Source organism: Bradyrhizobium sp. 170, assembly GCF_023101085.1.
Lineage (GTDB): Bacteria > Pseudomonadota > Alphaproteobacteria > Rhizobiales > Xanthobacteraceae > Bradyrhizobium.
Genome location: NZ_CP064703.1, coordinates 276865 through 291455, shown reverse-complemented (window position 1 = coordinate 291455; position 14591 = coordinate 276865). Strand labels below are relative to the sequence as shown.

Below are 14591 nucleotides of genomic sequence, written 5' to 3'. Positions count from 1 at the left end.
CTAAGAGCAAGCTTCGCTTGTCTCGACCCCCGCAAGCGGGGCGAGGTTAAGCAAGCCCGGGCATGACGAATCCCCGCGATTCCTGCCCTAAATCGGGGCTAACCATGTTGGCGAGCCCACAAACCCGCCCCCCAATTCGTGCTAAACAGGGCCCTCATGCCGGGGCTGCCGAGACAGACCGGCGCCAGTGACAAACCGATGCGCGCGCAAGCCGTGGCGCACGAGGGCCCGGATGAACGAGGTCAAGGACAGAGCAGGATTTCTGCGCGAAGGCCTGTTCGCCAAATACGTCGTCGCGCTGGTCGGCCTCGTCGTGTTCGTGCTGGCCGTCAACGGCGCGATGGAAATCTGGATCACCTATCGCGGCATCAAGAGCTCGGTTAGCGACGGCATGTCGGAGAAGGCGGAGGCGACCGCCAAGCGAATCCAGCAATCCTTGTCCGACCTCGAGCGGCAGATTTCCTGGGTGACGCGCGCCAGCGCCACCAAGATCACCGAAGCCGCAACGCTGGAGCAGCACCGCGAAGACTATGCGCAACTGCTGCGGCAGGTGCCGCAGGTCAGCCAGCTCTCGTTCCTCAACGGCCAGGGCCGTGAGCAACTCCGCCACACGCGCCAGACCGTCACGCTCGGCAGCGGCGCCGATTTTTCCCGCAGATTCACCGAAACCATCTCGCGCGGCACCAGTTTTGCGCCGGCCTACTTCCGCGGTGAGCGACCGTTGATGTCGATCGCGCTGTCACATGCCGATGGCAGCACCACCGTCGCCGAGGTCGACCTTGATTTCCTGTCGGAGTTTTTGATCGATGCCCAGGTTGGCAAGGTGGCGTTTGCCTATATCACCGATTCCAAGGGTGACGTGCTGGCCGCCTCCTCGAACGGGCCCGAGGTCGGCAAGAATCTGTCGATGCTGCCGCAGGTCGCCGCCGTCAGCAAGCCCGGCGGCGTGGCCCCGGCGTCGGGCAAGGATGCCAGGGGCAACGCCGTTCTGACCACATCGAGCCTGGTGCCGAAGCTCGGCTGGCACGTGTTCTTCGAACAGGAGACCGCGCAGGCGTTGACGCCGATCCGCGATCAACTGATACGGATAGCGCTTTTGATCGGACTTGGTCTCGTGGTCGCGATCATCGCCGGCACCATCATGGCGCGGCGTATGCTGGTGCCGATCACGGCGCTGCAGGCCGGCGCCAGGCGTCTCGGCGCCGGCGATTTCGGCCACCGCATCGAGGTGAAGACGTCGGACGAACTGGAGGAGCTGGCCAATCAGTTCAACGGCATGGCCGGCCAGCTCGCCGAGACGTATTCGAACCTTGAATCCAAGGTGAAGGAGCGCACGCGGGATCTGGCGCAATCGATCAACGAGCTCAAGGTGCTCGAGGAAGTCGGCCGCGCCGTCGCCTCCTCGCTCGACCTCGACGCCGTACTGCCCACGGTCGCCGCGCGTGCGCTGGAGATCACCCATGCCGACGCCGTGCTGATCTACGGCTATGACGCCGGCAACCACCAGTTCAGCCTCACCGAATCCATCGGCATCGACAGATCGGCCGAAGGCCGCCATCGCGCCATCGACGCCGACAATTCCCCGCTCGGCGAGGCCGCGATGAGCGGCGAGCCGATCGCGATTCCCCAACTCGGCGCGATGCCTGAGCATCCCTTGCGCGATGTCACGGTTGAAGCCGGCTTCAACTCCGTGCTGGTGGTGCCGCTGGTCGACCAGACCGGCATTTTGGGTTCGCTGGTGGTGCTGCGGCAGAACGCGGGAGAATTCTCCGACAACCTGATCGGGCTGATGAAGACGTTTGCGCACCAGGCGGTGCTGGCGATGCGCAATGCGCGACTGTTCACCGAGGTGGACCACAAGAGCCGCGAACTGCTGGCCGCCAACGACATCGTGCGCGAGCAGGCCGACAAGCTGCAGGAGCAGACCGACCAGCTCAGGGACTGGAATCGCTCGCTGGAGGAGCGCGTCGAGACGCAGCTCGGCGAGATCGAACGCATCCGAAAGCTGGAGCGCTTCCTCGCGCCGCAGGTGGCGCAACTGATCGCCTCCTCCGACGGCCATGAGGGCCTGCTCGACAGCCACCGCCGCGAAGTGACGGTGGTGTTCTGCGATTTGCGCGGTTTTACGGCGTTCACCGAGACGACCGAGCCGGAAGAGGCGATGAACGTGCTGCGCGAATATCACGCGGCGCTCGGCGAGCTTATTTTCAAGTATGAAGGCACGCTCGACCGCTATGCCGGCGACGGCGTGATGATCCTGTTCAATGCGCCGATCCAGTTCGACGACCACACCGCGCGCGCCGTTCGCATGGCTGTCGAGATGCGCGACACCATCGGGCAACTCACCGAGAAGTGGCGCAACCGCGGCCACAATCTCGGCTTCGGCATCGGCATCGCGCTCGGCTACGCCACGCTCGGCCAGATCGGTTTCGAGCAGCGGCTGGAATACGCCGCGATCGGCAGCGTCACCAATCTGGCGTCGCGGCTGTGCGACGAAGCCAAGGCCAACCAGATCGTGGTGAGCCGGCGCGTCTACGGCATGGTCGAGCCATGGGTCGAGGGCCGAGCGATCGATGATTTGAATCTGAAGGGGTTCAATCATCCGATTCTGGCGGCGGAGATCATGAGCTGGCGTGAGGCGGTCGACAACGTGGTGGATGCGGCGGCCGCACGACGGAAGAAGATGCAGTAGTCTTGTAGGGTGGGCAAAGCGAAGCGTGCCCACCATGCAACGTAACGCCGGGGAGAGATGGTGGGCACGCTGCGCTTTGCCCACCCTACGGCTCCGCCTTTATGTCAAACAGCAGCAAACCTCCCGCGGCGCCACGCGCCCGAGGATTTGCTTCATTCATCCGCCCTCACGAAAATTCAGAGGGCGCAGGGAAAGCCGGGTGCCCTCAGCACCCGCAATCGTGCGCAAAAAATGCACACGGGTGATCGCAAGGTGCGCCGGAACACCCGGCCTTCCCTGCGCAATGGTTTTACGGCTTATAGCGCGCTCTCCCCGGCGACGAATTCCTCTTGCCACCGTCGCTGACGGATTGACGACTGACGACGCCGTACCCGCTCGTCAGTGCCAGCCAGGCTGCTGCATTCGCGCGCGCGTCTGCGCCAATTCTTCGAGCCTGCTGTCGATCTGCGAGCGGTACATACCGATATCCTGGAGATGGCGATCGTCGAGCTTGCGCAGGGCCTCACGCGCGGCGTGACGCTCGTGGCGCGAGATCACCGCCGCGAAGAAGCGGTTGATGAGACGGCGCCCGCGCGCCAGCCAAATCGCAGTTCGCCAGGCAAATGGCCTGGTGGCGGAGGTCGGAATGGTGGTCAACATGGTCATGGCTATTTTCTTTCAAGAGTAGCCGGAGCCCGGTCAGCTTGCCGGGCATCCTTTCTATCGAAGGCCTGCTGCCAGCATGGTGTCAGCAGGCTTCAGCGCGTACGCCGAAAGGCAGGACGAGTACCGGATACGGTTGGATCAAGGATCTAAATGAGGAAACGATGAGCCGCACCGCCGGCAGGGCCAGCCCGCCGGCATGCAAGGCCGGAACTCGTCAGGCCACCTTTCGTCCGGCCGCGAGATCCTTGACGGCTTCGGTGGTCAGCGGCTGACCGCCGATGCCCCAATCGCCGCTCGCGACTTCGGAAATCTTGACCCAGGTAACGCCGCGCATGCTTTCGCCTTCGATCGACACCATGGCGTCGGTGAGCTTCCTGATCATCTGGCGCTTCTGCTCGGAATTGAACACGTTCTCGATAACGTGAACCTCTATCAATGGCATGCCGTTCTCCTTGATGGTTGCCTCGCGAAAGCGCGGCAGCATCAACATGCCCGTTGCGGCCGGCGAAGACTTTCAGACGGTTTTGATTTACCGTCCAGTTCAGCTTGAGATATCGCCGCGCAGCTATTGCAGACCCGCGCGCCGAAACCCTTCCAGGTAGTGCACCTTGTCCGCCTCGTGTTCGAACGGCAGTCCGCTTGCCAGCCAGGCGAGCGAAATGTTGGGCTGGGCGCGGCGGAGTTCTTGCAGCGCCGCTTTGGCAGCGTCGCCTCCGCCGGCCATGCCGAAGGAGGCCGTCAGCACGCGGTGAGCTCCGACAAAATCGATACGCTGCCGCAGCGCTTCGCGCGACAGTTGGATCGCCTCCGCGTAATTTTTGCCGACATACTGGCAATAGGCGGCGACGCCGCAATAGATCGCGGCAAAGGGATCGCGGGGTGAGAATTTCAGCGCTTCGCGCGCGGCGCGATCGCCTTCCTGCCAGCGCCCGCGATAGGACAGCGCAACGCCGTAAAGGCCGCGCGCGGGCGAAAAATTCGGGTTGAGCCGCAGCGCCAGCTCGAATTCAGCGAGGCAATCATCAAAGCGCCGGTTGAACAGATAGACGCTGGCCAGCGCATAATGCGCCCACGCATCCTCACTGTCGGCCCGGATCGCCGCCAGCGCCGCACGCTCCGCGACCGGGACCACTTTGGTGATTTCCTGCCAGCCCATATGGGCGCTGAACGTATGGCAGGAAGCCAGCAAGGAAAGCGCCTGGCCGTAGGCGGGATCGACGCTGATCGCCTTTTCCAGAAGCGCCAGCGCGACCAGATTGTCCTGCCGCGTCACGCGCCAGTAATGCGACAGCGCGCGCATCACCAGATCCCACGCATCCATGTTGTCAGGCGTCTTGCGCCGAGCCCGGAAATCCTCGGCGGCGTAGAGCTGCGGCTCGATCGCCGCGACGACGGCCTGGGTGATCTCGTCCTGCACGGCGAACACGTCGGCGAGATTGCGGTCGTAGCGCTCGGCCCAGAGGTGGCTGCCGGTGGCCACGTCGACGAGCTGGGCCGTGATGCGGACGTGGTCGCCGTCCTTGCGCACGCTGCCTTCGACGACATAGCCGACGCCAAGCTCCTCGCCGATCTGCTGGTGGTGGACGGATTTGCCCCGGTAGCTGAACGAGGAATTCCGCGCGATCACGTAGAACCAGCGCAGCTTCGACAGCGCGGTGATGATGTCCTCGCTGATGCCTTCGGAAAAATATTCCTGCTCCGGCTCGCCGGAGAGATTGGCAAACGGCAGCACGGCGATCGCGGTGCGATCAAGCGCCGGGAGTTGCTGATGCGGCAGCTCGCCGGCAAAACCGGGCGAGGAAGGCGCATCGGCGCGCGCCAGGGCGCCGTTCGCAGCTTTCGGCCGCACGTCGCCGACGAAACGAAAACCCTTTCGCGCAATGGTGCGGATCACGGCTTGATCCTTGCCGCTGTCGCCGACCGCCCTGCGCGCGGCGTTGATCCGGCTCGTCAGCGTGGATTCGGAGACGATGCGGCCGTCCCATATCGTCTCGATCAGATCGTCCTTGGTGACGACGTGGTCGCGGTTTTCGATCAGGTGAATCAGGAGATCGAACACCTGCGGCTCGACCGCGATGCTCTCGCCGCCGCGGGTCAGCTCGCGCAGGTCGACATCAAGTACATGGTTGGAAAAGTGAAATTGCACGGCTTCATCCCGGTTAAATCATCCTAGATCACTTCGTCCCGGCACGCGATTTCCGGTCATTTTGTTTGTCCCGCACCTTTTTGTTTGTTTGAGCATGATCTCGGGGCAAACGCTTCGCGTTTGTCCCGAGGGAAAACCGGTACCTACTTTTCCGGATCATGCTCCCGGCCTGAGGTAGACCGAAATTCCCTGCGGGAAAGTGTGTGAAATCTCACAGAAAGAGAAATCTCACTGAAAAATCAGGGTCCTCTCAAGGCAAAATCAGCCCGGCATCACAGTCTTTAGGTCCTGACAGGGCGATGTTCGGTTCATCGTGGCCGCCTCCCGTGGCCGCACGATCCAGATCAAGGAGACACCGATGGCCGGCCAGACAGCGACCGCAGCGACCCCGATCCAGCCTGCCCCCGACCTCGCAGCCCTGAAGACGCGTCAGCAGGCCGCATGGTCCTCGGGCAATTACGCCATTGTCGGCGCGACACTGCAGATCGTCGGCGAGGAACTCTGCGAGGCGCTCGATCTCAAGGCCGGCTCAAAGGTGCTCGATGTCGCCGCCGGCAACGGCATGGCGAGCCTCGCCGCAGCGCGGCGGTGGTGCGACGTCACCTCGACCGACTACGTGCCGGCACTGCTGGAACGCGGCCAGGCGCGCGCCGCGGCGGAAGGCATGCAAATCGAATTCAGGGAAGCCGACGCGGAAAACCTGCCGTTCGACGACAACAGCTTCGACACCGTGCTCTCCACCTTCGGCGTCATGTTCACGCCGAACCAGGACCGCGCGGCCGCCGAACTGATGCGGGTCTGCAAGCCCAAGGGCCAGGTCGGCCTGGCGAACTGGACGCCGGAAGGTTTTATCGGACAGCTCTTCAAGACGCTCGGCAAATATCTGCCGCCTCCAGCCGGCGCCAAATCGCCCGCGCTGTGGGGAACGAGCGCGCGGCTGACCGAAATGTTCGACGCTGACGCGCGCTCGATCAGAGCGGAATCGCGCCTGTTCAAGTTCCGCTATCGCTCGCCGGCGCACTTCCTCGACGTGTTCAAGACGTACTACGGCCCGGTGCTGAAAGCGTTCGCAGCCCTCGAGCCGGCGAAACAGGAAGAGCTGCATAACGATCTGAACGCCCTGATCGTCCGCATGAACCGCTCCAGCGACGGCACGATGGTCGTGCCCAGCGAATATCTCGAGGTCGTCATCACCAAGCGGTGAAACTTTAGCCCGGACAACAATTCAGCGGGCGCTGGAAGCGATCGACATGTTCATCGAATTCTGGAACGGCTCCGGTCCGCAGGATCCGCTGCCGGCCAGCGCGCGCCTGCGCATGATCGAGCGCGCCCACAAGCTTGCGTTCGATTTCACGGCAGCGTTCGCCGAAGAGAATGTCGCCACCGCGGCGGCCTCGCTTCGCGTTCCGACGCTGCTGTTTTCGGGAGGGCTGTCGCCATATCTCACCCAACGCATCGTGCAGCGGCTCTGTGCGATCATTGATGGCGCCGAGGTCCGGCATTTGCCGGATGGCGGCCATATGCTCCCGCTCACCCATGCGTCATCAGTCAATCCCGCGATCGCAGGGCATATCGCCCGCGCGGACGAGTTGGCCGGCGTTCCGCTGGCGGCGGAGGCGGCGCCGGCGGAGGCCGTCAGCATGGTGGTGGAGTGACATTTCAAGATGACCCTTGCCGGCACGGCCGAACCTGCCCGAGGGCGGCAGGCTACGGTGCACTATCGAGAAACGGATTGACGATGGCGAGGCCGCCGATGCTGCGGCCGTGCTGCATGTCTTCGCTGAACAGCGTGTCACAACCGGCCTCGATGGCGGCGGCGACGATCAGGGCGTCATAGAACGGCACGCCGTGCTCGCGGGCGAGGGACACGGCGCCCGTGTGAATGTTCAGCGTGACGGGCAAGACGTCATCGAGCGACGCGCGGAACAGCCCGAGCGCCAGTTCGATCTGCGGCCAGTCATGACGAAGCTTGCGGCGGGCGACGTGAACGAACTCGTTCAGCACCTGAACGCTGACGACACCGCCGCGGCTCAGGCAATCCACCGCCCGTTGTTTTCTGGCGTCCGAAGTCGCGGTGTAGACGAGAATGTTGGTATCGAAAAACGCCTTCACCGTTCGTTCGCCTCGTCCCGATCGAACTTGTAATCGGGAGGAAGCGCCCAGTTCAGCGAAGCCAGACGCTCGAGCGCGGCCTTGCGGCGGTCTTCCTTCTGGACGATCAGCGTTCGCTCGGCCACGTCGACGATGTCGAGTTCGTCGCCTGCCCGCAGGCCCATCTTTTCGACCAGGGCTTTGGGCAGCCGCACGGCCAGGCTGTCACCCCATTTTGAAACCTGCATGGCATCCTCCAACGACGCGGAAATGATATCATCATTATGATATCATTTCAAGAGCGACGCAGCCGAGACGTTTTCGTCCGTCGCCGCCCGCATCGGTCGAACGAAACGTGCGGATCCGGTGCGGCCGGCGTTGGCCTTGGCTCCGCGGCCGGGCTTCTGGTATTCATGATGTGAATTATTGGACTGGATTGCCGATGACCTATTTCACTGCGTCCACCCCGTCGCGAAGGCTGTTCGCTGCGGCGGTGGCTGGCCTGCTCTGCCTTTCTACCTCCCCCCTCGCCGCCGACGACGAGGCCCCCCCAAAGGGTGCCGCCGTCACCGTGCTCAAGGCCGCGAAATCCTGTTTCGCCAATATCGTCGAAGTCTCCGGCACCATCATTGCGCGCGAGGAGAACCAGGTGCGGCCCGAGCGGATGGGGCTGAAGGTCGCCGAGGTGATGGTGGATGCGGGCGACAGCGTTACCGCAGGTCAGGTGCTGGCGCGGCTGACCCTCCCCGAGGGTGGGCAGATCACGGTGCAGGCGCCGGTGGCGGGCGTGATCTCGGCCTCGACGGCTTCCGTCGGCGCGATGGCGTCGGCCAAGGGCGAAGCGCTGTTCTCGATCATCGCGCGCAGCGAGTTCGATCTGGTCGGCATGGTGCCGACGCGCGACATCGCCAAACTTCAGGTCAACCAGACCGCGCGGATCAAGGTGATCGGCGCCGGCGAGGTCGATGGAAAGGTGCGGCGGCTGTCGACCACGGTCGAGCCGAACAGCCAGCTCGCGCAGGTGTTCCTCGGCGTCACCACCAACCGGCGGCTATTGGTGAATTCGTCAGGCCGCGCGCAGATCAAGACCGGGCAGAGCTGCGGCGTCTCGGTGCCGCTCACCGCCATCCTCTATGGCTCCGCCGGCACCGTGGTGCAGGTGGTGCGGCGCGCGCGCGTCGAAACGCGGCGGGTGGAGACCGGGCTGATGTCGGCCGGACAGGTCGAGATCACCTCCGGCCTACAGGAAGGCGACATCGTGGTGGCGCGCGCCGGCGCGCTGCTGCGCGAAGGCGACCCGGTGCGGGCGGTGACGGCGAGCGCGGATGTGAAGTAGGCATCCGTCGCCCCTGCGAAAGCAGGGGCCATAACCACCGTCGCTAGTTGTGTGATAAGGTATCTGCTACCGCACTCTATCGATAGATCACGCGGTATGGGTCCCTGCGTTCGCAGGGACGACGGCAGTGTTTCGCGCATGTATTACGTCTACATCCTTGCGAGCCGGCGGCATGGGACCTTGTATATCGGGGTCACAAATTCCCTTTCGAAACGCAAGGAGCAGCATCGCAACGGCGAAGGCTCCTCGTTCGTCAAGACCTACGGTGTTTATCGCCTGGTTTATGTCGAGGCGTTCGAGCGGCCGGATGAGGCGATCGCCCGTGAAAAGCAACTCAAGCGCTGGAAGCGGAACTGGAAGATCGAGCTGATCGAGCGCGAGAATCTGGAGTGGCGCGATCTCAGCGATCTGATTGTGTGAGCGGAACTCACTCTCTCGTCGTCCCTGCGAACGCAGGGACCCATACGCCGCGGCCGGCGTATTGGGCACATTGGAAGACGGCTTTGCCTCAGCAAGCCACAGAGGTAGTTGGCAGAGCGTTTGCGACCGCGCGCTATTGAGGGATCACGCGGTATGGATCCCTGCGTTCGCAGGGACGACCGTGGGAAAAGGCGAGAACCTATCAACTCGTCGCCCCTGCGAACGCAGGGGCCCATACGCCGCGGCCGTTGGAATGGGCAAGAGGGAAGACGGATTCGGTTCAGCAATCCAACGCGGGTGTTGGGCAACGCAGGGCGTCTGCGACCGCGTCCCATCGATGGATCACGCGGTATGGGTCCCTGCGTTCGCAGGGACGACGTGTGGATAGAGTTGAGCGCGCGGCGCGCTTACCCGCCGATGCGGACGTCTTCCAGCAGCGACGACGACACCTGCGGCACCTGCTCGCCGTCGGAGGCGCGGGAGACGGAGATGCGGGTCTTGTTGAAGGCAGTGGCGGCGCCGGACTGCGAATTCAGATTGTTGAGCAACTCGGTCACCAGCACGCTGTACTGGCCCTTGCCGTCATCGGCCACCTTGCCCGGCGTCGCCGAGGTCAGGATCAGCGCGTTTTCCGGCGCGGAGATCGGGGCCAGACCGTGGGAATAGGAGCGGAAGCGGCGCTCATAGGGGTTGCGGCGGGAGGCGTCGACGACGACGAGCTTGGCCTTGGCGCCTTTCTCGGTCATCGCGTCCAGCACCTGTTCGATCGAGACGCCGTCGCGGCGGACGTCGGCTTCCTTCCAGATCGCGGCATCGACCGGAATCATGAAACTCTCGCGGCCGACCTGGACGCCATAGCCGCCGAAGAACAGCATCGCCACGGTGTCCGGCTGGATCTTGGCCTTCAGGCGGACGATGGCGCGGGCCATGTCGTCCTTGGTGGCGTCCTCGACCACGTCGACGTCAAAACCCTTGCCGCGCAGGGCGGCGGTGAGGCCGCGGGCATCGTTGATGGGCTGGGCGAGCGGCGCGGACGCATCCGGGTAATGGCCGTTGCCGATCACGAGCGCAACGCGGCTGGCGGTGGCGCCGATCGAGCCGGTCTGCTCGGTTCCGATCGCCTTGGCGGCGTCGAGCGAGCGCTTGTTCAACGCCGCATGGGCGCCGATCGCCAGCGACACCAGGCCGACGAAAGCAACGGCAATGGTGACGGTGCGGCGGGAGATGCGGAGCTGACCGAGGTTCATTGCGTTACCATTCCCAAGTTTGTCCAAAGGGCACCAAACAAGACCGCGCCAGTTAGTCGCGTGAGGACCGTTCAGGTTTGAAGGGGTTGCAGGGTTAAGTGCCGTCCAATTGCGCTCAATTTGCGGCACCGCAACAACCGGGCTTTTAGCCTGCCGGGCCCTCCCGAACAACCTCATTTGCCGCATGGAGCCAGTTGCCGGCCATACTGGCGGAAGGTTAATTTCAGTTAAGTGACCTAGATCACATTTGTATTTTTCGCTGATTTGTATAGTTTTCAAGGGCTTGCAGGCCCGATCCGGCCGGCGGTGGCCGCCTTGAGCTCGTTGCCGTGCTCAACGCGGCCCTCCCTTCACCGTTCCGGCGGAAAGTAACTGCATGGGCTTCCACACCATCGCCGGCGCCGCATTCCGGGCGCTGACCGCGCGGAAAGACGGCCCCTCGCTGTACGACGTCTGCGATCCCGTGCTGCTGAAATACCACGGCGGCGACCCCCATCTCGGCAAGTTCTATCGCACGGCACTGGGCAATCCGGCGCTGCGGCCGCTGCTGCGGCGGACCGGGCTGCCGGCGCTGCGGGACGAAAAACGACTGGGCGCCTTGCAGGAGGCGCTCCGGCAGGCGCGCGACGAGGCCGAGCCGGACTGGGCCGCGGTCGGCGCCCCGATCGCCGAGCTGATGGCCGATATCGGGGTGAACCACCCCTCGCCGCAGCCGGCGGCGGCCCCCGGCCGGGCGGCTGATGGAAGCGAGATCGACCGGGTGATCCGCCGCTGCGGCGCCCATCTCTTGGCCTCGTTCGCCAAAAACGGCTTCATCCCGACCTATGCGGCCTTCAACCTGATCGGCGACGCCGACATGGGCGGGCGCGAGATGCTGATGGCGCTGACGGGACTGAACTCGCGCGGCTACAAGAACTCGACGCTGTTGTTCAGCCTGGCGCGGATCTTCATCGCGCATTCGCCGGCCCGCGCCCTGATCAACCCGCCCTGGACCGGAATCGCCGAGCCGATGTGGCAGCCGATGCAGATCCGCCACCGCTCGGCCTATTACGACGCCTTCTTCACCGAGGCGCTGTTGAGCTTCATCGAGACCGGGCTGGCGTCCGTGGACGAGGCCGCGGCATCGCGGCGGGCGATTTCGGAGATGGTGGATTTCTGCCTGAAGACCTCAGCCGAGGAAGTGTCCTCGCATGACGGCTCGACGGTGCGCGTGATCACGGCCCTGGCGCCGCTGCCGCATCCGCGCTTCTCGCGCTTCTTCGCCCAGATCAAGCAGGATTTGGGCTTCGGCATCTACGTGCCGGATTGCGACACCACCGCGTGCTCGTTCTCAGCGGCGACCCAGGCAGGCTCCGCCGATCCGATCCTCGACCAGCCGCTGTTGGACTTCTACCGCGGCTATCAGGTGCGCGAGGGCGCCAACGAGCCGCGCGTCACCGTGCCCTTGAACGACAATATCGATTACGAGGGCGGCGTCGTCACCTGGATCGATAATCTCGCGGGCGACCGGCCCTACGGCAACGACCTCGATCCGACGCTCAACCTCGATATTCTCGAAGTCTCTTTCCGGAATCTAAAGCGCTGGAAGATTCTGGAGACGCCACAGCGGCTGGAGACGGTGCATCGCATCCTTGGCTTCCAGCGGCGGCTGGTGGAAAGCGGCGCGTTCAGAAATCCGCGCTCGCATATCTATTACCTCCCGGAACTCTACTCCGCCTATTTCGGCCGCTGCCATGCCGCGTTCATGGCGTTGCCTGAGGCGGCGCGGCAGGCGATCGATCCGGACGGCGCATTCGAGTTCATCCGCGTTCGCGTGCTGGCCTATGTCGAAGGAGAATTGATCGCGCGCGAGATGAACCCGTTCGACGCCGCGCTGGCGCTGATGGCGCTGGCGCATCTCGGCGCCGACGTTTCGACCTTCGCGCCCGCGCTCAACTGCATCACAGCCCAGCTCGGCGAAGGCGGCAGGCATGGGCCGTACAAGGCCTATGAATGGAACAAGATGAAGACGCCGACGCGGATTCTGGTCGGCGGCCCCGAGGTGACGTCGGCGTTCGTGCTGATGGGATTGGCGCTGGCGAGAGGCGTGATGATGAAGAGCTCGTAGGGTGGGCAAAGCGAAGCGTGCCCACCGATAGTGTTGCCGTTGAGAGATGGTGGGCACGGCGCAAGCGCGCCTTTGCCCACCCTACGAATCGCGCAATGACGGGAAGTTGAAAGCGATGCGACGCTACGGCACTGGCAAGATGGCTCCATTGTCCGCACTATCCGCATCATTCCGCTGGGACTGCCGATGAATTTACGGAAATTGCTGTCCGCGCTTTTGCTGCTGTCACTCCCCGCCATGGCGCAGGCGGCCGACATCACCGGCGTTCCGAAAATCCGCGAAGGCGATCAGCTCCAGATCGGCAACAGCCGCATTCGCCTCGGTGGCATCGACGCGCCGGCCGCCGACCAGCTCTGCCTCAACACCAAAAGCGAGCGCTGGGCCTGCGGCGCCGCCGCGCGCGACGAACTGATCAAGCACTTCGGGGGCAAGAGCTGGACCTGTCATACCAGGGCGGTCACCGACCGCCGCGGCCGCACGGTGGCGCGCTGCGAGGCCGACGGCGAGGACATCCAGAAATGGCTGGTGTCGAACGGCTGGGCGCTGGCGGCTACGCGGATCTCGCGCGACTATGAGGCAGATGAGAAGGCCGCGCGCGAGGCCAAGGCGGGGATGTGGCAAGGGGCGTTCATCGCGCCATGGGACTGGCGCGTCCGCAACAAGAAGACGGCGATCCTTGGCGCGGTCAGGCCGCCGGAGAATGCCAGGGCGATCCTGCTGGCGTCGGCGTCCGGATCGGTCGCGCCCTCGCCCGACTGCACCATCAAGGGCAACGTCAACCGGTCCGGCGAGTGCATCTTTCATCAGCCGACGAGCCGCTGGTATGCGAAGATCGAGATGAAGATCTCAAAGGGCACGCGCTGGTTCTGCTCGGTCGAGGAGGCCGAACTCGCCGGCTGCCGCGAGACGCGGCGGTAGCACCACAGCCCGGACGTGCTACCCTTCGGGGCCTGACATCGCGGAGCGCTGGATGTGACCGACACCGATGGCGCGCAATCCCCGGTCAAACCGAAACGTTCGCGGTGGAAGCGCGCGGCTTGGATCTTGCTGCTCGTTGTCATCGTCTACGGCGCCGTCGCCTATCTGATACTGCCGTTGTTCTGGACCCATTACGAACATCAAAAAGGCCTCGCCCAATTGCCGATGGTGACGCGGACCGGCCAGGGCATTCCCGGCGATCCCATGAATGTCGGGCTGATCGGCGACATCGGCGACGTGGTCTGCGCGATGCACGCGGCCGGCTGGTATCCGGCCGATCCGATCACGCTGAAATCATCGATCGAGATCGTCGGCAGCGTGCTGCTCGACCGTCCTTACAAGGACGCGCCGGTCAGTAATCTCTATTATCTCGGCCGCCGCGAAGATCTCGCCTATGAAAAACCGATCGGAGCCAGCGCCGATCGCCGCAATCATGTGCGTTACTGGAAGGTGCTCGACCAAGGCGAGGAGAAGCGACCGGTCTGGCTTGGAGCTGCGACGCAGGATCGCGGCGTCGGCGTCAGCAAATACACGGTGGCCGTCACGCACCATATCAGCCCCGATCTCGACGCCGAGCGCGCGCTTCTTGCGGCCGACCTGGAAAATGCCGGCATGGTCGAGGCGAAATACCAGGTCACCGGCATCGGGCCGACGATTGCGGGCCATAATGGCGGCGGCGACCTCTATTACACCGACGGCGAAATCTGGGTGCTGCGGCTGGTCGAGGCCTGCAAAAAACGCGAGGGGCCTGCGGTGACGGTCCCGAGCCCGCCGGCGACCGAATTGAAGGACCAGATCTGGCGCGCGATCGCCAACGCGGTTGGGAAATAAGCCGGCATCCTTACTCCCGGGAGCGGAGCAATGAGTGCAATCAACTCTTTTTGCGGCTCTGGATTGCTTCGCTGCGCTCGCAATGACGGTTTCGATCA

At 64.0% G+C, this 14591-nt stretch carries 14 protein-coding genes; 8 read left to right on the top strand and 6 right to left on the bottom strand.

All coding sequences use genetic code 11. The annotated features are described in order from the left end of the window. Positions 1 to 232 precede the first annotated feature (232 nt). A complete protein-coding gene (locus IVB05_RS01400; protein ID WP_247782677.1) occupies positions 233 to 2692 on the top strand; it encodes an adenylate/guanylate cyclase domain-containing protein in 2460 nt (819 codons plus the stop codon). Between the two features lie 378 nt (positions 2693 to 3070). On the opposite strand, the gene IVB05_RS01395 is transcribed toward IVB05_RS01400, so the two are convergent. From IVB05_RS01395 to IVB05_RS01385, 3 genes are all read right to left on the bottom strand, one after another. Continuing rightward, a complete protein-coding gene (locus IVB05_RS01395; RefSeq protein WP_247782676.1) occupies positions 3071 to 3337 on the bottom strand; it encodes a DUF1127 domain-containing protein in 267 nt (88 codons plus the stop codon). 214 nt (positions 3338 to 3551) lie between these two features. Then, the gene (locus IVB05_RS01390) at positions 3552 to 3779 is read right to left on the bottom strand and encodes a tautomerase family protein (protein WP_247782675.1); all 228 of its coding nucleotides are present in this window, start codon (positions 3777 to 3779) and stop codon (positions 3552 to 3554) included. A gap of 123 nt (positions 3780 to 3902) precedes the next feature. Continuing rightward, positions 3903 to 5483, bottom strand: a complete 1581-nt coding sequence (locus IVB05_RS01385; protein WP_247782674.1) for a winged helix-turn-helix domain-containing protein — start codon at positions 5481 to 5483, stop codon at positions 3903 to 3905. 358 nt (positions 5484 to 5841) lie between these two features. Between IVB05_RS01385 and IVB05_RS01380 the strand changes: the two genes are divergently transcribed. Both IVB05_RS01380 and IVB05_RS01375 read left to right on the top strand, forming a co-directional pair. Further along, complete coding sequence (locus IVB05_RS01380) at positions 5842 to 6687, top strand: class I SAM-dependent methyltransferase (RefSeq protein ID WP_247782673.1); 846 nt, start codon at positions 5842 to 5844, stop codon at positions 6685 to 6687. A gap of 46 nt (positions 6688 to 6733) precedes the next feature. Next, entirely contained in the window at positions 6734 to 7138 is a 405-nt protein-coding gene (locus IVB05_RS01375; RefSeq protein ID WP_247782672.1) for an alpha/beta hydrolase, read from the top strand. 52 nt (positions 7139 to 7190) lie between these two features. Here IVB05_RS01375 and IVB05_RS01370 read toward each other — a convergent pair whose 3' ends face one another. Both IVB05_RS01370 and IVB05_RS01365 read right to left on the bottom strand, forming a co-directional pair. Then, positions 7191 to 7595, bottom strand: a complete 405-nt coding sequence (locus tag IVB05_RS01370) for a PIN domain-containing protein (RefSeq protein WP_247782671.1) — start codon at positions 7593 to 7595, stop codon at positions 7191 to 7193. Further along, entirely contained in the window at positions 7592 to 7822 is a 231-nt protein-coding gene (locus IVB05_RS01365; protein ID WP_247782670.1) for an AbrB/MazE/SpoVT family DNA-binding domain-containing protein, read from the bottom strand. The genes IVB05_RS01370 and IVB05_RS01365 overlap by 4 nt, the downstream gene beginning before the upstream one ends. Positions 7823 to 8016: 194 nt before the next feature. On the opposite strand from IVB05_RS01365, the gene IVB05_RS01360 reads away from it, so the two are divergent. Then, positions 8017 to 8910, top strand: coding sequence for an efflux RND transporter periplasmic adaptor subunit (locus tag IVB05_RS01360; RefSeq protein ID WP_247782669.1), 894 nt, complete (start codon positions 8017 to 8019; stop codon positions 8908 to 8910). Positions 8911 to 9048: 138 nt separating this feature from the next. Then, on the top strand, positions 9049 to 9330 hold the full coding sequence (locus IVB05_RS01355) for a GIY-YIG nuclease family protein (RefSeq protein WP_247787425.1): 282 nt from the start codon (positions 9049 to 9051) through the stop codon (positions 9328 to 9330). 407 nt (positions 9331 to 9737) lie between these two features. Here IVB05_RS01355 and IVB05_RS01350 read toward each other — a convergent pair whose 3' ends face one another. Beyond that, entirely contained in the window at positions 9738 to 10577 is an 840-nt protein-coding gene (locus IVB05_RS01350; protein WP_247782668.1) for a caspase family protein, read from the bottom strand. Positions 10578 to 10953: 376 nt separating this feature from the next. Here IVB05_RS01350 and IVB05_RS01345 point away from each other — a divergent pair, with 376 nt between their 5' ends. The 3 genes from IVB05_RS01345 (at position 10954) to IVB05_RS01335 (ending at position 14493) form a co-directional block, all read left to right on the top strand. Then, the gene (locus tag IVB05_RS01345; RefSeq protein WP_247782667.1) at positions 10954 to 12684 is read left to right on the top strand and encodes a hypothetical protein; all 1731 of its coding nucleotides are present in this window, start codon (positions 10954 to 10956) and stop codon (positions 12682 to 12684) included. Positions 12685 to 12870: 186 nt separating this feature from the next. Continuing rightward, positions 12871 to 13602 carry a thermonuclease family protein gene (locus IVB05_RS01340; protein WP_247782666.1) on the top strand — a complete coding sequence of 244 codons (732 nt, stop codon included), beginning with the start codon at positions 12871 to 12873 and terminating at the stop codon, positions 13600 to 13602. 54 nt (positions 13603 to 13656) lie between these two features. Continuing rightward, a complete protein-coding gene (locus IVB05_RS01335) occupies positions 13657 to 14493 on the top strand; it encodes an LssY C-terminal domain-containing protein (RefSeq protein ID WP_247782665.1) in 837 nt (278 codons plus the stop codon). Positions 14494 to 14591 lie beyond the last annotated feature (98 nt).